Origin of the sequence: Planomonospora sp. ID82291 (assembly GCF_015711645.1) — a bacterium.
Taxonomy (GTDB): Bacteria; Actinomycetota; Actinomycetes; order Streptosporangiales; family Streptosporangiaceae; genus Planomonospora.
Genome location: NZ_JABTEX010000006.1, coordinates 84,059 through 100,506 on the forward strand (window position 1 = coordinate 84,059; position 16,448 = coordinate 100,506).

At 69.9% G+C, this 16,448-nt stretch carries 17 protein-coding genes; 6 read left to right on the top strand and 11 right to left on the bottom strand.

Annotated elements, in window-relative coordinates:
* Positions 1 to 18: 18 nt before the first annotated feature.
* The 3 genes from HS045_RS29845 to HS045_RS29855 are packed head-to-tail and all read right to left on the bottom strand — an operon-like array spanning position 19 to position 2,115.
* Positions 19 to 756: an AAA family ATPase gene (locus tag HS045_RS29845; RefSeq protein WP_196454947.1), complete on the bottom strand. Its 738-nt coding sequence runs from the start codon at positions 754 to 756 to the stop codon at positions 19 to 21.
* Positions 757 to 760: 4 nt separating this feature from the next.
* Positions 761 to 1,612: an aminoglycoside phosphotransferase gene (locus HS045_RS29850; protein WP_196454948.1), complete on the bottom strand. Its 852-nt coding sequence runs from the start codon at positions 1,610 to 1,612 to the stop codon at positions 761 to 763.
* A gap of 11 nt (positions 1,613 to 1,623) precedes the next feature.
* Positions 1,624 to 2,115 (bottom strand): SPASM domain-containing protein, encoded by a 492-nt coding sequence (locus tag HS045_RS29855; protein WP_196454949.1) that lies wholly within the window; start codon positions 2,113 to 2,115, stop codon positions 1,624 to 1,626.
* Between the two features lie 178 nt (positions 2,116 to 2,293).
* On the opposite strand from HS045_RS29855, the gene HS045_RS29860 reads away from it, so the two are divergent.
* The 5 genes from HS045_RS29860 (at position 2,294) to HS045_RS29880 (ending at position 7,176) form a co-directional block, all read left to right on the top strand.
* On the top strand, positions 2,294 to 2,977 hold the full coding sequence (locus HS045_RS29860) for a hypothetical protein (RefSeq protein ID WP_196454950.1): 684 nt from the start codon (positions 2,294 to 2,296) through the stop codon (positions 2,975 to 2,977).
* A 197-nt stretch (positions 2,978 to 3,174) separates the two neighbouring features.
* Positions 3,175 to 4,677 (top strand): hypothetical protein, encoded by a 1,503-nt coding sequence (locus HS045_RS29865; protein WP_196454951.1) that lies wholly within the window; start codon positions 3,175 to 3,177, stop codon positions 4,675 to 4,677.
* A gap of 353 nt (positions 4,678 to 5,030) precedes the next feature.
* The gene (locus HS045_RS29870; RefSeq protein ID WP_196454952.1) at positions 5,031 to 5,939 is read left to right on the top strand and encodes a DnaB-like helicase C-terminal domain-containing protein; all 909 of its coding nucleotides are present in this window, start codon (positions 5,031 to 5,033) and stop codon (positions 5,937 to 5,939) included.
* A 96-nt stretch (positions 5,940 to 6,035) separates the two neighbouring features.
* Complete coding sequence (locus HS045_RS29875; protein WP_230885096.1) at positions 6,036 to 6,548, top strand: NUDIX hydrolase; 513 nt, start codon at positions 6,036 to 6,038, stop codon at positions 6,546 to 6,548.
* Positions 6,549 to 6,705: 157 nt separating this feature from the next.
* Positions 6,706 to 7,176 carry an NUDIX hydrolase gene (locus tag HS045_RS29880; protein ID WP_196454954.1) on the top strand — a complete coding sequence of 157 codons (471 nt, stop codon included), beginning with the start codon at positions 6,706 to 6,708 and terminating at the stop codon, positions 7,174 to 7,176.
* 180 nt (positions 7,177 to 7,356) lie between these two features.
* Here the strand turns inward: HS045_RS29880 and HS045_RS29885 are convergent, their stop codons facing one another.
* From HS045_RS29885 to HS045_RS29910, 6 genes are all read right to left on the bottom strand, one after another.
* Positions 7,357 to 7,593, bottom strand: a complete 237-nt coding sequence (locus HS045_RS29885) for a hypothetical protein (RefSeq protein ID WP_230885097.1) — start codon at positions 7,591 to 7,593, stop codon at positions 7,357 to 7,359.
* Positions 7,594 to 7,652: 59 nt separating this feature from the next.
* Positions 7,653 to 8,348, bottom strand: a complete 696-nt coding sequence (locus HS045_RS29890) for an HNH endonuclease family protein (RefSeq protein WP_196454956.1) — start codon at positions 8,346 to 8,348, stop codon at positions 7,653 to 7,655.
* Between the two features lie 275 nt (positions 8,349 to 8,623).
* Positions 8,624 to 9,829 (bottom strand): methyltransferase domain-containing protein, encoded by a 1,206-nt coding sequence (locus HS045_RS29895; protein ID WP_196454957.1) that lies wholly within the window; start codon positions 9,827 to 9,829, stop codon positions 8,624 to 8,626.
* Between the two features lie 14 nt (positions 9,830 to 9,843).
* Positions 9,844 to 10,728 carry a radical SAM protein gene (locus tag HS045_RS29900; protein ID WP_307827796.1) on the bottom strand — a complete coding sequence of 295 codons (885 nt, stop codon included), beginning with the start codon at positions 10,726 to 10,728 and terminating at the stop codon, positions 9,844 to 9,846.
* A 369-nt stretch (positions 10,729 to 11,097) separates the two neighbouring features.
* Positions 11,098 to 11,850 (bottom strand): hypothetical protein, encoded by a 753-nt coding sequence (locus HS045_RS29905; protein WP_196454959.1) that lies wholly within the window; start codon positions 11,848 to 11,850, stop codon positions 11,098 to 11,100.
* A 16-nt stretch (positions 11,851 to 11,866) separates the two neighbouring features.
* On the bottom strand, positions 11,867 to 12,673 hold the full coding sequence (locus HS045_RS29910; RefSeq protein ID WP_196454960.1) for an SAM-dependent methyltransferase: 807 nt from the start codon (positions 12,671 to 12,673) through the stop codon (positions 11,867 to 11,869).
* Positions 12,674 to 13,247: 574 nt separating this feature from the next.
* Between HS045_RS29910 and HS045_RS29915 the strand changes: the two genes are divergently transcribed.
* Positions 13,248 to 14,096, top strand: coding sequence for a helix-turn-helix transcriptional regulator (locus HS045_RS29915; protein ID WP_196454961.1), 849 nt, complete (start codon positions 13,248 to 13,250; stop codon positions 14,094 to 14,096).
* 46 nt (positions 14,097 to 14,142) lie between these two features.
* Here the strand turns inward: HS045_RS29915 and HS045_RS29920 are convergent, their stop codons facing one another.
* Positions 14,143 to 15,243, bottom strand: a complete 1,101-nt coding sequence (locus HS045_RS29920; RefSeq protein WP_196454962.1) for a methyltransferase — start codon at positions 15,241 to 15,243, stop codon at positions 14,143 to 14,145.
* Entirely contained in the window at positions 15,240 to 16,232 is a 993-nt protein-coding gene (locus HS045_RS29925; RefSeq protein WP_374191425.1) for an ABC transporter substrate-binding protein, read from the bottom strand. Before HS045_RS29925 ends, HS045_RS29920 begins: the two co-directional genes overlap by 4 nt.
* Positions 16,233 to 16,448 lie beyond the last annotated feature (216 nt).

The window sequence follows — 16,448 nt, forward strand, 5'->3', positions numbered from 1 at the left end:
GGGTGGTGCCAGCGGCATTCAGGTGCTGGATGACTCGTCCAGGAGATACCGCAGGTAGAAGTCCGGCTTGGCCAGGAACCGGCGCCAGTGGTCGACGACCTGGAGTTTGTCCCACTCGGTGGCGCAGATGCCGTCGTCGCCGAGTTCGAGGATGTGCGCACCGGGGAGACTGGTGAGGATCGGTGAATGCGTGGCGCAGATGATCTGCCCGCCCTCACGGGCGACCCGGTCCATCAGACCGACCAGCCGCAGGCAGGAGTGAAACGACAAGGCGGCTTCCGGTTCGTCCATCAGGTAGAGGCCCGGCCCGGCCACCATGCGGTCCAGCACGGTGAAGAATCCCTCACCGTGGGATTGCTCGGTGAGGTCCTGATCCCAGAAGCCATACCGGCCGGAGACGTTCTGCCCTAGGTTGAACAGGGTTTCAGCGCGGAGGAAGAACGCGCTCCGCTTGAGACGGGGTCCTCGAATCAGCCGCAGGCCAGCCGCGGTCATCTCGGCGTCGAGCACTTCTCCGAGCGGGGTTGCGGGGCCGGTGCTGGCGTAGCGGGTGCCGGCTTTGCCGCCGGCGGAGTTGATCCCGCACACGTCGGCGATCGCTTCGATGATCGTGGACTTGCCGGAGCCGTTCTCCCCGACGAGGAACGTCACCGGTGCCGTCAGGGTGACGCCGCCGGTGAGGGCGCGGACGGCGGGCAGGGTGAAGGGCCATTCCCCGGAAGACTGGCCGGGGATGGCAAGACGGGTGATCAGCATCGGGTCACGGTCTCCGGGCGGGCTCAAGCAGCCTCATGGCGTGAGCGTAGACGGGGTGCTGCAGGTCGGGATAGTCGCCCAGGCGGTGGGCGCGGTCGAGGATGTGAGCGGCGGCCGACAACTGGGCCAGACGGCCGGTGGGTGCATCGAGCACGTCGGCGAACACCTCGTGGACGTGTGCCGCCGTGGCGGGGACCAGGAGGCTGTGCAGGTACAGCATGGCCGCGCCGTAGCCGGCCGGGGTGCGACCCCAGTATTCCCAGTCCAGCAGCCACAGGCCGGGGCGGGTGAGGTTGGCCCAGTGCAGGTCGGTGTGCTCGGTGCGCAGCACCAGCGTGCCGGGCAGGTCGAGGGGCCGGCCGTAGAAGGCTTCGACGCGGCCGACCAAAGCGGCCGCGTCGTGCTCCCCGCGCCGGGTGGGCTGGACGGCCAGAGCGGCGAGTGCGGCGCGCAGGTCATCCCACCAGGAGGCAGGAAGGGGCAGGGGCGCGGTCAGTTCGGGGGTGGCCGAGCAGGCGGGATCGGGCACGTAGGTGAGCAGCTCGGCGTAGACGGCGACGGGTGGCTCGTCCCAGTCGGTTCGGTCGATCAGTGCGGGCTTGGGCACGCCGGTGATCACGCAGGCGTCGCGGTTGCCGGTCCATGCTTCGCCGTGCGCCCAGTCGTGGTGCTCGGCGGTCGCGCGCATCCAGAATCGGCTGTTCCCCTGGAGGGCGGCTGAGCCGATCGTGCGGTCGCGCCAGCCGAACACCGCCTGCCCGGTCAGGGTCGCACCGAGGCGGGTGGCGCCTTCGGTGAGGATGCGGCGCAGGAAGGCTCGCTGCCCGGTCTCGGGATGGCGGTGTCGGCGGGTCATGTGTCGGTCCCTTACCTGGTGGGGCGGCACTTGTCGAGATTGCAGCTCATTCCAGGGTTGCAGTTTTTGTCCCTGGGCGCGCACAGCCCGCACGCGTAGTTCGGTGCGCAGCTGTTCGCCGGACGGCAGTTGTTCGCCGGACGGCAGGACGGGCTGCACGGGTCGGGCCGGCACGGTCTGGCGGCCCGGGCGCCGAACTCCTCACGGAGCTGACCGGTGATCTGGGTGAACCTCTGGCTGGTGAGGATGTCGGCCAGGGGTTTCTGGTGGACGTTCCCCGCCGGAAGCCAGCGGGAGAACACGCACGGCCACACCTCGCCCGTCGGGGAGATGGCGATCTGCTGATCCCCGCAGTGGCCGCACAGCTGGTCGATACCGGGGCCGTTGTCGCGGACGCCGCGGCCGACTTCTCGAAGGTCGTCGTAGCCGATCTCGGGAACGCCGAGCCGTTCCAGGACGGTGATGCCCTGCTGGGCGCGCTGGTGCTCCAGGACCCCGATCACGCCGGCGCGGAGCCGGATGCTCTGACCGCGGTGGCCGTCCCTCCGGGCCTACCCGGGACGGTTACCGCCCTTAGCTATGAACCGGCCCTATGGTTCAGTGACTTCTCCCCTCCGCCTGGCCGCACTGAATACCGCATATCACCCCTGCCGCCAGGGACGGGGCTTCTACCATGCGCAGGTGACCCAGACCTCTTCCTGCCCTGACACCTGGCCGACGCTCGATGCGGCCCGTACTGGCTTGCTGGGGCGGTTCCCCCAGCTGCGTCCGCTGCCGCACCTGCCCACCGGCACGGGCGACGGCGAGCAGGCCACCCTGTACCTCAACCCGATAACTGCGACAGTCTTCGAGTTGCGACCCGCATACGGCGGTGACGGCGCGTCGTACATGTGCTTCCCCATGGAGGCCGAGGAGATGCTGCAACGGCTCTCCTCTACGGTGGAGGCTGTGCTGATCAAGGTGTGCGACCCGTCCGGCTACCTGCCGCTCGGTCCTGTGGGAGATCCGGCCCGGCCGAGTCGGACCTTCGTCGACGACCTGGCTGTGATCGACGAATACAACCAGATCCGCCTGGCGCAGCTGCACGCCGAGGTCGCCCGTGGGCGCGCAGGCGGCGAAGAGGACGACCCCGATGACCTCGACGGTGAGGTGTACCACGCCGCCGCCTGGGAACTGGGAGCAGCGCGCGTCCGGGTGACCCGGCTGGAGATGATGCTCGCCCTGCACCTGAGGACGATCCGTGACGCCGCCTCCGGCAGCGGGGCCCCGGCCGAGCTCGCCCGGCGGCTCGACATCTCCGAGACGGCTGTGCGCGACGCGCTGGCCGCCGATGTCCAGTGGCGCATGCCCATCATGGGCGTCTGAAAGCCTTCAGGGCCGCCCAGCGGTGTGCCGGCTTCGGAAAGCGGCCACTTTCACGTGTCGCAGATCGAAGTCGCCTGGGGGACGGTGCAACGGCCAGCGGGCCCACTGGGCGGCGACGGCTGATCACGCCGGGGCGAGAACCAGGAAAGAGCATCCGCCGGAGTGACCGGTATTGGCCACAGAGGTGAGATTTGCCGATGACCGGATTTACCGTTGATGTCATGAGCGGTGCCGGTGAAACCGACCCCCAGTCAATGGACGTGGCAGCCTGCGCGCGGCTGCTACACCGGTCATCGTGGCAGGTACGGCGCGCGATTAGAAGCGGTGCTTTCACACCACCGGTCGGCCGGGACAGCCGCAACCGGCCGTACTGGCATCGGGCACAGGTGTACGCCTGGGCGGCCGTCGATCCGGGCCTGCGAGACCGGGTCCCGGTGAGGTACTGGCCTCAGGCCACCCGCCCCGCCCACTACCTGGGCGCCGAGACGATCCCGGGCGGTGTGACGGCGCTGGGCTGGGACACCGGTGCCGGGACGGTGTGGGTGCTGTGGCCGGAGCTCTTCGACGCCCTCACCTATCCGGCCGAGCTGGTCGGCGCAGCCGAGCATCTTGCGGATGCGGCCGCGATCGTCATGGTGGGCGGCGATTACGGCGCTGACGGCCCGTCTGTTTACGGTGTCGTTCCCGCCGATCTCGAGCAGACCTATGAGGTGGCGTGGTCGACGCTGTCGCAGGTGCTCGGTATGCCGATGCCGTTTTGGCCTCCGGGGCTGCGCATCGGCGAGCTGCTGACCTCCTGGCATCCGGGCAGCGTGCCGGTGGTGGCCGCGGCCGTCCCCGACCTGGATCCGGCGCCGCTGCTCCGTCTGGCCGTCATCGTCGATCATGGGGGTCCGGCTCAGCAAACGCTGATGAACCTGGTGCAGACCTGGCATTATCGCGTCGCCGAGCACGCCGAATCCCACCTGAAGCTCATCGGGGAGTGGACCACGCCCGCCACCACGGTGGTGGCCGCCACTCCGCTTGCGGTTCCCGCAGTTGAGCATGACGACTTGCCCGATGACGTCCGCCGGGCCGGGTGGCTGGAGATCCTGGCCCGCACTGATGCCTTGGCCATCGCCTGCGTCCGCCAGGTGCTGCGGTGGAACGGGGGGCAGGACTTTCCCTTTAGCATGATCGAGGCTATCGACCCGGCCACCTCGTTGGGCGGACAGTGGGCGCAGCGGTTGGTCCCGGCGTCCCGAAGTGCCGTCTTCGAACTGCTGGATCCGCGCCAGGAAGCGGCTGATCTGCTGTTCGATCCGGTGACCGACGCCCCGGCTATCCGCGTGAAGCGCCGACGGCGGATTGAACTCCTGGCGGCCATTCCGCAGCGGCTGCCAGCCACCAGCCCGCTGACCGAGCTGATCCTCGACGAGCCGGTCTGGGTGCGCACTGGTGACGGGACCCTCTACCCGGCCCCTCAGACCTCCCCGTATGGGCCGGCGTGGGGATACCGCGGGGCGGGTCCGTCCACGCTGGCGTTGCTGGTCAATCGGCTCCTGGACGACATCAACGCCGCCGCCCCCGGCCGCCTCACCGCTGCCGTTCCCAAGGGCCTGTTGGAACTCGCGCAACGCTCATGGGCCAAGGGCACGGTCTTGACCCGGGCGCAGTTGGAAGCAGCCCAGGACGGCCGCCCGTATCTCGAGTCCAGCTGACCGATTTCTCGCAAGGGGAAGCCCGCCATGCTTCAGGTGGCCACCTGGCCCGCGATCCCAGGTAATCTGGCGCGTTCTGGATTCTACACCACCGAGCGGCGTGCACGCCCTGACCGACCTCACCACGGGCGACGACCTCCTGGCCGATCTAGCCGGCTTCGGCTCCTTGCCCTGATCGGCTCGCCCATCTTCGCCGGAATCCACACGAACCCACGGCAAGCTCTTGAAGCACGTTGGGCGGGCCACGGAGCTCTGAGCGAAGGTCTCACAGGTCAATTGTCGTAGCCACCGCGCATAGTTACCCGAGAAGAACTTCTCCGGAGCCGGTAGGGAGTCAGTACCCGATGACGAGCATGCCCAACGTGGATGAGCCGACGTCAATGAATGAGGCGTTGAGCAAAGGACTGGATCTGCTGGAGGCCCTCAACGCTCGCCAGGACAGGTCACTGCGCATTCCTACCGGATTTGAGGATCTCGACGTCCTGCTGGGCGGCGGACTGTCTCCGGGAACCTTGACCGTGGTGGCGTCGCGGCCCGCGGTCGGCACGACCACGCTGCTCAACGACTTCTGCCGCAGCGCGGCCCTGCGGAACAACCTGCCGACCTTCATGGTCAGCTACGAGTCCCTGCTTGCCGACATCACCCTGCGGGTGACGTCGGCGGAAGCGCGTGTCGCTCTGCACGCCATGCGGCGCGGCGCGATGACGGACGAGGAATGGGCTCGTGTGGCGAAGGCCATGGAGAAGACCGCGGAAGCGCCGCTGCACATCGCGACCCCGGCCGACTGGACCGTCGCGCAGCTGTGCGAGCAGATCACCCGGATGCACGCCGAGTACCGGACACGGCTGGTGACGGTCGATGGCCTGCACGCCGTACGGCCGGACATCCGATCCGATACCCGTGAACGGGAGGTCACCGAGATCGCCCAGGAGTTGAAGGCGGTCGCCATGCGCCTGGGAATCGCCGTCGTGGTGGCGGCACGGTTCAACCGCCAACTGGAAAGCCGCCCCGATAAGATTCCTAGCCTGTATACCGATCTGCGTGACTCCGGCGCGGTGGCGCATATCGCCGACCTGGTGATCCTGCTGCATCGCGAGGATGTCTACGACCCGGAGTCGCCCCGTGCCGGTGAGGCCGACCTGATCGTTGCCAAGCACCGGCACGGGCCAGCCGCCACCGCGGTCGTGGCGTTCCAGGGCCACTACGGCCGATTCGTGGACATGGCCCCGGCCTACCGGACACCTGTACGCGACCTGGCATGATCATGTCCGGCCATTTGTGCGGCACTTTCGGGAAACCTCTGTCTCCTGGGTGCCGCACCATGGCGTGGGGGAAGACTCTCGACCATGAGCGACCTCATGCCCTTCTCCCGAGTGAAGGCCCGCGTCGGCGCCGTGGTCTTCTGCGGCGGTGACGTCGCCCTGATCCGCCGCGACCGGCCAAGCGGTTCGCACTACACCTTGCCCGGCGGCAACGTCGAGACTGGGGAGGACATGCTCGGTGCGCTGCGGCGTGAGCTCGCCGAAGAACTGCACCTGGAGGCGGGCCAGGCCACCGAACCCGAGCTGTGCTGGATCCAGGACCAGATGGTCACCCGGCCTGGCCCCACCCCACCGCCCCGGAAAATCCACCTGATCTTCCGATGCCACCTTTCCCTGGGCGTACGGGCCACGCTCGCTACCATCGAGTACGACGAGGTGCCCGGTGGCCACGAACCTGGTGCCATCGAATGGGTCAACTACCGCACGACCGCCGAGCTGCCGCTGTTCCCGCTGGTCGGTGGAGTGCTGTCGGCGCTGGCTCACCCGGAGGCATCTGCTGGGAACCCGTGGGTGGCACCGATCACGGACGCCACCTACACCTGGATCTGACCGGCGACCCTGCATGCGTATCTGCGGGCGGGCGGTTGCCGGTGCGGGCACGTGGCGGCCGATGAGGTCTTTTCGTGCCGCTGGTCATGTCTGGGGGTGGAGCTGCGCATCGATCATCACCGCACGCCCAGCAGGTGAGTCTGAGACGATCGGCTCCATGTCCGCACCGACCTTACGCCAGGCCGCCCGCGTCATCACCCTCGATGAGCACGACCGCATCCTGCTGTTGCGCTACGACGAAGACAGCGGATCCTCCTTCTGGGCCACCCCCGGCGGCTGTCTGGAGCCCGGCGAAGACCACACCGCCGCCGCCGTCCGGGAGATGCGGGAAGAACTCGGCGTCAGCGACGTCAAGCTCGGCCCGCACCTTGCCGTCCGGCGTAAGGATCACTCAATCGCCGGCCAGCCGGTGCGCCAGGTCGAGCGGTACTACATCGCCCGGGTACGCACCGAGCAGGTCCGGCCCGAGGCGGCGACCCAGCCAGATGAGATTCGCGCCTGGCGCTGGTGGACGCTGGCCGAAGTGCACGCCAGCGACCAGAAGGTCTACCCGATCGGTCTCGCCGCCCTTGTGTCCGGGTATCTCACCGACGGCGCCCCAGCCCGCCCGGTCGAACTCACCGGCTGAACCTGTCGGCCGCCAGCGGTACCCACCGTGACGCACGATCTGTTCGAGTGGACGGTGCAAGCACGAGAGCGCCCGCCCGGCACAGCAAAGAGCGGCTCCCTGCTTTCCCGATATGGGGAAAGGGGAAGCAACCATATCGGTCACGCGCGCCCTTCAGGAACTGGTCTCGTTCGATGGTGGTCAGATCGGCAGGGCGGCCGAGGTCAAGCCGGTGGGCAGACCTGTGGCCGCGGCGGCCACGATCGCCTGGTGTAAGCGCATGCCGGTGTCGGCGGCATCGGGGACGGGCAGAGGGCTGCCAGTGACCTCGTACCATTCCTCGGCGCCGGTGTACTGCACCCATACCCGCACCTGGCGAGGGCCGAGTTCGGTGGCAACCGTGAGGTCGCCAGTGATGACGCCGACCTCGTCGGTCATCACTCCGCCGGGCCCCGCAACCACTTGGTCGACGTACCGTTCGGTGCCGGTAGGGGTGCTCATGGACGGGACCGGGCCGGAGCGCGGCAGGTGTCGAGCATCTCGGTCAACGCGGTCTTCTCCTGGCTGGTGACGGTCAACGCGTAGTGGTGTTTGACGTCTACCCAGGCGCGGGCGTAGATGCACCATGAGGCGCGGGACGGCGGTTTCCACAGGTTCGGCGGCTGGTCGCCCTTGGCTCGGTTGGAGGCGGCCGAGACCGCGATCAGCTGCGGGCGGGCCAGGTCGTTGGCGAAGGCCTTGCGCCGGGTCGTGGTCCAGGCACTGGCACCCGAGCGCCACCCCTCAGCCAGTGGGACAACATGGTCGATATCGACCTGGGAGGCGACGGTCAGGATGCGGTCATCGTACAGGGAGGTCCAGGTGCCGGAGGTGGCGCGGCAGTCGGCGTCGCGCTGCACCGCCTGGCCGTCGCGCTCCAGAACCACCTCGCGGGTGTCGCAGCCGTCACCTTGAGCGGCCCAGTGCGGGAACTTCGCCCGGCTGTAGCCGGTCATCGGGCGCGCAGGGGTCACGACCAGGCCGGCCAGTTCGGTGCGTGCGACGTTCACTGGTGACGGCTCCGGCAGATCGGCCGGTACTGGCTGGGTCTGTGGCAGTGCCGTGGTCGCGGTGGCCGGCAGGGCGGTCGAGGCCAGCGCGACCATAGGCAGGGTGAGTAGGACGGCGGTGTGCCGCCGCAGCAGGATGAGCATGCTCCAGCTGTACCCTCTCCGCCCATCGCTGACTACGGAAAGTCACTAATCTCGACGGTGTCGATCCCGGTGAAAGCGTGGGGCAGGACTGCGGGAAGCCGCCCGGTCCCGGTACGTAGCTTCAGCAGCCGCAGATCCGTACCCAGCCGGTTGGCTTCAGCGGTCAGAATCTTTGGCCTTGGGCGCGCACGCGTAGTTCGGTACGAAGCTGCTCGCCGGGCGGCGGGTCTCCCGATGGGGGCGGTCGCTTCCGCGGCGGGCTTGCAGTGCGGTGTTCAGGCGAGCAGCGGCACCTGCTGACCGGGTACATCAAGCCACATGCGGCGGCCTTCAGGGGTGATCGTGAGACCGATTCGGTCTCGGCCGGGTCTGCCGGCGCGCAGCCAGGCCAGGAAGGCCGCCCGCAATTGCGACCACAACGGCTGCTCTGAGTCTTGGGTGATCTCGATGTCGTCCTGACTGGGGCCGGTTGTCGCAATCGCCCATCCGCTGCCGTGCAGGTCGCGCAGCCGCATGATCCACGCCCAACCCCAGTCGGGAAGTTGCTCCCACCCGGTTGAGGTGATCAGCAGGTGCGGGGCAGCTCCGGCTAGGTACAGGCCGAAACCTTGCCCCCAGGATGCGGCGATGGTGCGCGGGTCGAGCCGGTCGGTGAGGACGGCGCCGTCGGCGGGGTAGGTGGGCCAGCGGTGCGGGGGCCGCTGGGCGCGCAGCATCATGAAGGTGGCGCCCCCGCGGAAGCGGCCGATGGCGTGGCCGTCGCCGAGGACGTCGAGGCGGACCTGCTCTCCCCATTGGCCGTGGGCGGGCATCCACGGGGCGACGATCACCCCGCCCGGGCGGGTCTGCTCGATCCACGCCGGCGGGATGTCGCGTACCCCGCAGGTGACGTGAACGCGATCGTAGGGTGCCGCACCCGGGTGGCCGAGAGCGCCATCGCCGACGATCAGCGTCGGCTTGCACCCAGCGGCGGCGAGGTTGGCCGCGGCCTGTTCGGCGACCTGCTGATCGATTTCGACGGTGACCACCTGGTCATCGCGCAGCCGCCAGGACAGCATCGCGGCGCTCCAGCCGGTGCCGGTGCCGATCTCCAGCACCCGATGGTGGTTGTCGAGGTCGAGCAGGCAGAGCATCTCGGCGGCGACGTGCGGGCACGACAGGGAGGAGGTGGCCGGTGCGGTGAGGTCGGCGACATCGGCGGTGCCGTCGCCCCGCTGGGTGATGATCGAGGTGTTGGAGTAGATCGCCTCCCACCAGGCAGCGGGGTCGGCGGTGTGGTCGATGAGGTGTTCGGGCCGTTCGTCCATCGGCTGGGCCCACGCCCGGGCGGGGACGAACAGGTGCCGCGGCACGTCCTGCAGGGCGCGTACCCAGACGCGGCCCGACGGCGTGCAAGGGCCGAGCACCCCGGATGCGGTGAGGTAGTCGGCCAGCGCGCGCACGCCGTCGCGGTGACGGGGCGGGTAGAGATCGACGCTCATCGGCTCGCGTCCTGCTACCGGGGCTTGCAGGAGACGTCCGGCCGACATGGCTCTTGGGGCTTGCACGCGCTGTTGGGGTTGCAGTTCATCTTCGGCTGGCAGCCGTCGCCGCCACCGGGCTGGTCGACGCCGGGGTTGCAGCCCGGATTGCACTGCGGTTCGCACGGCGGCCGGCAGGAGTGCGGGAGCGCGGGCGTGATGTGCGTTTCGGCGATGCGCCGGGCGGCGGTGGCCAGGTCGGCCAGCGCATCGGTGCGGACGCTGCCGGCCGACAGCCATCGGGCCATCGGGCACGGGGTGAGGGTCCCGTCGGGAAGCACCGCGGCGATGCCGTCGCCGCAGCGGCCGCACAGCTGGGAGGCATCGCAGGGGATCGTGGCGGGGCGGCCGAGCAGCCGCATCCGGTCCAGGCCGATGCTCGTCACGCCGAGGTCGGACAGCAGGGCGCGGGCGGCTTCGACGCGCTGGCCGCCGCCCAGGTCGATGACTCCCACGCGCAGCGGGATGTCCCGGCGAAGGGCATGGGTGATGTTGGCCTGGATGCGCGCCAGGGTGCCGCGGCCGGTGATCTGCCGGTGCTGAGCGGGATCGTCGCTGTAGAACGACGTCGCGAGCCGCACGCCGGGCTGGGCGAGTACGTCCCACATGGCCGGGGTGACGTGGACGAGGTTGGAGTACACCTCCACCTGCATCTCCCGCCCGATCGCGTGCGCGATCAGGTCGGGCAGCGCCGCGTACAGGGTGGGCTCGCCGCCGATGAATTGGACCATGGTCACGCCGAGGTCGGCGGCCTGGTCCAGGACGTCGATCCAGTCGTCGGGGCGCATGGTGCCGTCGGTGCCGTCCGGACCAGAACCGGCATAGCAGTGCATACAGGACGCTTGGCAACGTTCTGTCACTTCTAGCCACAGAAACCGCAGTTCAGTGTGGCCGGCGGGGGAAGGTTCGTGCTGTAGGGCGGTCAACGTTCGTCCTTTTCTCCCGATGAAGCCCGAGCATCGTCTACCGGCGACGATCCGCCACGGTGCTCGGGTCCGTCAACGTGATCGCCGAGATCTCCGCGCGGGAATGCCGGTCGAGGTGGTGCATGCGTGCAGTCAGGTGAGTGGCCCCACGGTGTCGAGCTGGCGGTGTACGGCGCGGCGGCCCGGAGAACCGGGCCGGTCGCATGACCGGCACCGCGCTGCGGGCCGGCCTCACGCACCGGTGAACCGCTTCCCGTTCGTCGACGACCACCGCGGCGATGGCGGCGAGCGGCTCGGCCGTTCTCACGCGGCGGTCCCGGCGAGTTCGCCGTCGCGGGGTACGGCCGCGGCGGTGGCGGCGCAGGCCGGGCAGGTGCGCTCCAGATCAGGCTCGAACGGCACGGTCCAGTCGCCGATCACAACCGGTGTCGCGGTGGTCCCGCACACCGCGGGCACGGGCCGGCGCCGCACCTCGCCGGTGAGGGCGACGGCGTGGCGAAGCCGGCCGGAGTCCAGGCCGGTGCCGTGGCGGCCCGAAGGACGTGGAGCGCATGGAGCGCAGAGGATCTTCAGGTCTCCCAGGTGGAAAACCAGCCGGTGCACCGGACCGGCGCCGGGGAGGTAGATCTCTTCGTCCATGCGCACCAGGGCGTGGGTGCCGTCGCGGTGAACCGCGGCGATCACGCCGCTTTGACCGACGAGACTGTGGTGAGCGCAGGTGTCGCTGTGGCTGAGCAGCAGCTGGGCGACCGTGACGCGATCACCGGGCCGGGGTTCGGTCCGGGGCGCGGCCGCCAGTGATGCGGTGCGTTCCAGGTCACCGGTGTGCAGTGTCCAGGTGGTGCGGCGCCTGGCGGCCGCGGGCAGGCTGGTCACGTCGATGGTGATCTCGGCGTGGCCGCCGGCGGCCAGCAGCGCGCTCACCCGGCCGGTGCGCCCGATCAGCCAGGTGGAGTGGCGGCTGTCCACGCGGCTGCGCTCCAGGCCGCGGATGAGGACGGTGTCTCCGACGGCCAGGGACCGGCCCGGCAACGAGGACGGGGATGGGGCGCTCACCGGAGTGCTCCTGCGGTCATGGCCGCTCCTGAAGGAAGCCGACGCCGCCGAGCAGGACGCCACCGGACGGCGGGAATGCGCGCGGGACCGGGCCCCAGCCGGCGACCGGGACCAGGCCGTAGCGGTCGAGCCGGAAACCGGTGAAGAACGCCTCGATGGCGGCGCGGTCACGCAGGTGGAGCGGCGTGGGAGTCGCGTCGTAGGCCTGGACCAGCGCCTTGATAGCGGCGGGCGGCAGGTCGCTGGTGCAGATGTGGGAGAGGGCCAAGCCGCTGCCTGCGGTGAGCATCCGCCCCAGGACCTGGGTGATCTCACACGCGGTGCCGTCAGGGACGAAGTCCAGCACGTGGGCGGCGAGGATCCCGGTCCGGCGCCGCAGGTCCAGCACACCGCCGAAGGCCAGGCGCTCCAGGACCTCGCCGATGTCGGCGACGTCGGCGCTGATGACGTGCACGCCAGGGCCGTGCAGGTGCGTGCGGGCGTGCAGGGCGACAACCTCGTCGATGTCCATGTAGACGACGCGCGCACCCGGGCTGGCCTGGCGGACGACCTCGTGGACGTGCGGGGCATCAGGGAACCCGCAGCCGAGCTCGATGATCTGATCGATCCCGCCGGCGGCGAAATGGGGGACGGCTATGCGCAGGAAGGCGCGGTTGGCGCGCATCTCCTCGCCGATGCGGGGGCTCACGCGCCCGAGGCGAAGGGCCGCTTCCTTGTCCAGCAGCGCGTTGTCCTTGCCGCCGAGCAGGACGTCGTAGATGCGCGGGCCGTTGAGGGCTCGACAGTGCAAAGCACCCGGGTGCGCCGGGGAGGATGAGCGCATGCGGTGACGGTAGGAGAGCGCTGACCTGCGCCTCAAGGAGTTTGCGCGGCTTTGCATGCCGCCGCTCGCCAGTGGCAACGCGCCGTTTTCTTCGCGCAAAGTCGCGCAAACTCCTTGAGGCGGTGGCACACACCGCGCAAACTCGGCCGGGTAGTCATCCGCTCCCCTCGATCGGAGAAGCTCCTGGTGCTGCGTTTCCTTGGCAAGGACACCGTCGACGGCGGCTCCTCATGCTGTTCGACGACGGTGACCGCTACGTCCTGTAGAGGTGTCCCGTCGTGCTCGCTCAGCTCGACCTGTCGGTCGGCAACACGCTGGTGGAGGTGCCCAAGGAGCTGATGGCGTTCCTGCCGCCCGGCACCCGCGTCCCGGTCGGCGGCCCGATGGTGATGGAGCGCGCCGCGTCCTACCTCTTCTGCGCGGGCCGCTCATCACCGGCTCGGAGACGACCCGGGCCTACCGTACCTGCACACCGCGGCGGCGTTCGAGGCGGTGTGGGCGGCCGGAATCGACCACGACGCCTACACGCCCGCCTGACCCCCGCCCGTCCGCCTCGTCCAGTAAGAGTGCTTCGGTGTCCTCGCCCTCCCCCGCCGTCAGCCAGGCCAAGCAGGCCCTCGGCGCCCGCCTGCGCGCCATCCGTGAGGCCGCGGGCCTGACCGGGCGGGACCTCGCGGCCCGGGCGGGCTGGCATTCGTCGAAGGTCTCCCGGATCGAGCACGGCCGCCAGCTGCCGTCCGAGGCCGACATCACCGCCTGGTGCTTCCACTGCGGCGCGAGCGAGCAGGCCGCCGACCTGGTGGCGTCGCTGCGCACCATCGACGAGATGTACGTGGAGTGGCGGCGCCTGCAGCGCACCGGCCTGCAACGCCTGCAAAAGGCCGCGATCCCGCTGTATGAGCGCACCAGCTACCTGCGCATCTACGAGCCGTCGCTGGTCCCGGGCCTGTTTCAGACCCGCGAGTACGCGCTGGCGCTGATGCAGGCGGTGGTGGCCTTCCGCGGTATCCCCGACGACAGCGCCCAGGCGGTGGAGGCGCGGCTGCACCGGCAGGCGATCTTCCACGCCGGTGGGCGCCGGTGTGCGGTCATCGTAGAGGAGGCGGCGCTGCGCGCCCGGATCGGCGGGGTGGAGACGATGGCCGGTCAGCTCGGCCACCTGCTGGCCGCGGCCTCGCGCTCCAACGTCAGCCTCGGCGTCATCCCGGCGCTCGGGGACCGCGTCATGTGGCCGACCAACGGGTTTTGGATCTTCGACGAGGAGCGGGTCCTGGTCGAGACGCTCTCGGCGGAGCTGACGATCACGCCGCCGCAGGAGATCGCCCTGTACGCCAAGGCGTTCGCCGAGCTGGCGCAGCTGGCGGTGTACGGCGCGGCGGCCCGGACGCTGATCACGGCGGCCATCGCCGCGCTGGACACCTGAGGGTGCGGGCTTGGGCGCTCCGCCCGCGCCCCGGCCCGCACCCCGGTCACTGCTGCGCGGGTTCCGCCATGACCAGGCTCGGGCCGGCGGACAGCGGCACGGTCGCGCTGATGGTGAATCCGGCGCCGTTCAGCAGTTCGGTGTAGGCGCTGAGGGTGCGCTCGCGGCCGCCGGGGAACAGGCTCAGCATCTTGATGTCGGCGGCGAGCCCGGGGTCGGCCATGTCGCTGTCGGGCAGGAGCCAGTCCACGCACCACAGGTGGCTGCCAGAGGTGGCCTTCATCGCGGCGCGGACGTTGACCAAGATGGCGTGCGCCTGCTCGTCCGGCCAGTTGTGCAGGATGCTGGCCAGCAGGTACAGGTCACCGCCGTCCGGGACGCCGGTGAAGAAGTCCCCGGCCACGATCTCGCACCGGTCGCTCACGTCCCGTTCGGTGAGGAACGCGCGGGCCTGCTCGGTGACGGTCTCGCGCTCCAGCAGCACGCCGGTGCAGTGCGGATGCTGCTCCAGCAGCGCGGCCAGAATGGTGCCCCGGCCGCCGCCGACGTCCACGACCTGCCGCACCTCCGACAGGTCTTCTTCGGCGAGCGCCTCGCCCATGGCCGTCGAGCGGGCCGTCATGAACTCCTGGAACACCTGCTGGCGCTCCGGCCGCTCGGCGAGGTACGCGTACGGCGTGCCGTGTTTGGTGGTGATGGCGGGCCGGCCGGTGCGCACGGTGGCGGTCAGGGTCCGGGCAGCCTCCCGCCACAGGGGGATGCCGCGGGTCAGGACCGCGGGCCGCATCGACCGGGGCGCGTCCTTGCGCAGGGTCTGCCCGACGGCCGCCAGGTGGTAGCGGCCGTCGGTGGAGGCGCGGCGGATGAATCCCTCGGGGATGAGGGTGCGCAGGATGCGCTCCAGCGCGGCGGCCTCGGCCTGGCAGCGCTCGGCGAGCTCGCTCAGCGGCAGCGGGCCCTGGGCGAGGTGGTCGGCGATCTCCAGGTCGGTGAAGACCTCGAGCGCGGCCAGCAGCATCTCGCCGTCCAGGATCTTCTGGACGACGTCGGCGGGGTCGATTCTGAGCACCGCTGAGGCGATCTGGCTCGGGACGGTCCGGGTGCGCTGCGGCAGCTCGGGCCCGGTGGTGGTCGCGGTGTCGGTCATGGTGTTCCTCCGGTCGTGGTCGCGGCGGGCGCGAGCATTTCGCTCACGTCGACGGGCTTGTCCAGGTAGCGGTATTCGGTCATGGTGTCGGCGACGCGCTGCAGCCGCTGTCGCTCCAAGGTGGTCGGGAACCGGCCGAGGGTGATGATCTTGGCGGTCTCTTCGTTGATCTTCGTGTAGGTCGGCAGGATCGCGGTGACCGCTTCGCGGTTGGAGGCCGCCAGGTGCTGGGCTCTGGCCATGGCGCGCTGGAAGGCCGCGACGGTTTTGGGGTTCTTGGCGGCGAACGTCGCGCTGGTGCCCCAGCCCGCGATGGGGAAGTCGGCGGTCGGGCCGCTCATCACGTCGTAGATCTTGCGGGCGCCGAGGCTGGTTCCCGCGGCGGTGATGAACGGCTCGGTCATCCACAGCGCGTCCACGGTGCCGGCCTTCAGTGCCGCGGGCATGTTCGGCAGCGGGATCTCCACCATCGTCACGTCCTCGGCGGTCAGGCCGTGGGCCTTCAGGGCGACCTCGACGGTGAGGGTGCCGATGCTGCGGAGGGTGGCGACCGCGATGGTCTTGCCGCGCAGGTCCGCCGGCGATCGGACGGGTGAGTCCTTGGCGACCATCAGCAGGAACGTCTCGGGGGCGGCCTGGTAGCCGTCAGCGATCAGCGCGAGCTTCACGTCCTGGCTGTGGGCTTTGATCGCGGTGATGTAGTTGAGGATCGCCACGTCCATGCTGCCGCCGACGAGCTTCGGAATGGCGTATCCGCCGCCCTGGACGGTCTCGATCTCGACCGTCAGCCCTTCGGCGGCGAAGAGTCCGCTGCGCTGGGCGATGTGCAGGGGCGCGGCGTCGGGGATCAGCATCGAGCCGACCACGAGATGGGGCTTCTCCAGCGCATCAGTGCCCGGGTGGGCCTTCGGCGCGGAGGGAGGTGATTGCCCGCACCCAGCGGCAACGACAACAAGTATGGCGATCATCACTTTCAGTAATCGCGGCATGGTGGGTTCCTTCCAGGGAGGGGGTCGGATGGGGCAGGCGGTCCCGTCACCGCGGGGCCGCTTGGGGAAAGCGTGGGGCGGCTGGGCGGCGATCACCGCCCAGCCGTCGGCAGCAGGTGGGCAGGGCGGGTGACCGCCCCGCCCACCGCCCGGCCGGGAACCCGGTTTCCCGGCCGGATGCGCGCCTGCCGGCACGCGGCGGCGCCCGGTGCTCCG

Coding starts and splice junctions, on each gene's coding strand:
- HS045_RS29885 (WP_230885097.1), bottom strand. CDS start 7,593: ATGACCGACGAGGTCGGCGTCATCACTGGCGACCTCACGGTTGCCACC.
- HS045_RS29895 (WP_196454957.1), bottom strand. CDS start 9,829: ATGAGCGTCGATCTCTACCCGCCCCGTCACCGCGACGGCGTGCGCGCG.
- HS045_RS29870 (WP_196454952.1), top strand. CDS start 5,031: ATGCCCAACGTGGATGAGCCGACGTCAATGAATGAGGCGTTGAGCAAA.
- HS045_RS29845 (WP_196454947.1), bottom strand. CDS start 756: ATGCTGATCACCCGTCTTGCCATCCCCGGCCAGTCTTCCGGGGAATGG.
- HS045_RS29865 (WP_196454951.1), top strand. CDS start 3,175: ATGACCGGATTTACCGTTGATGTCATGAGCGGTGCCGGTGAAACCGAC.
- HS045_RS29910 (WP_196454960.1), bottom strand. CDS start 12,673: ATGCGCTCATCCTCCCCGGCGCACCCGGGTGCTTTGCACTGTCGAGCC.
- HS045_RS29925 (WP_374191425.1), bottom strand. CDS start 16,232: ATGCCGCGATTACTGAAAGTGATGATCGCCATACTTGTTGTCGTTGCC.
- HS045_RS29875 (WP_230885096.1), top strand. CDS start 6,036: ATGCCCTTCTCCCGAGTGAAGGCCCGCGTCGGCGCCGTGGTCTTCTGC.
- HS045_RS29850 (WP_196454948.1), bottom strand. CDS start 1,612: ATGACCCGCCGACACCGCCATCCCGAGACCGGGCAGCGAGCCTTCCTG.
- HS045_RS29920 (WP_196454962.1), bottom strand. CDS start 15,243: ATGACCGACACCGCGACCACCACCGGGCCCGAGCTGCCGCAGCGCACC.
- HS045_RS29890 (WP_196454956.1), bottom strand. CDS start 8,348: ATGCTCATCCTGCTGCGGCGGCACACCGCCGTCCTACTCACCCTGCCT.
- HS045_RS29880 (WP_196454954.1), top strand. CDS start 6,706: ATGTCCGCACCGACCTTACGCCAGGCCGCCCGCGTCATCACCCTCGAT.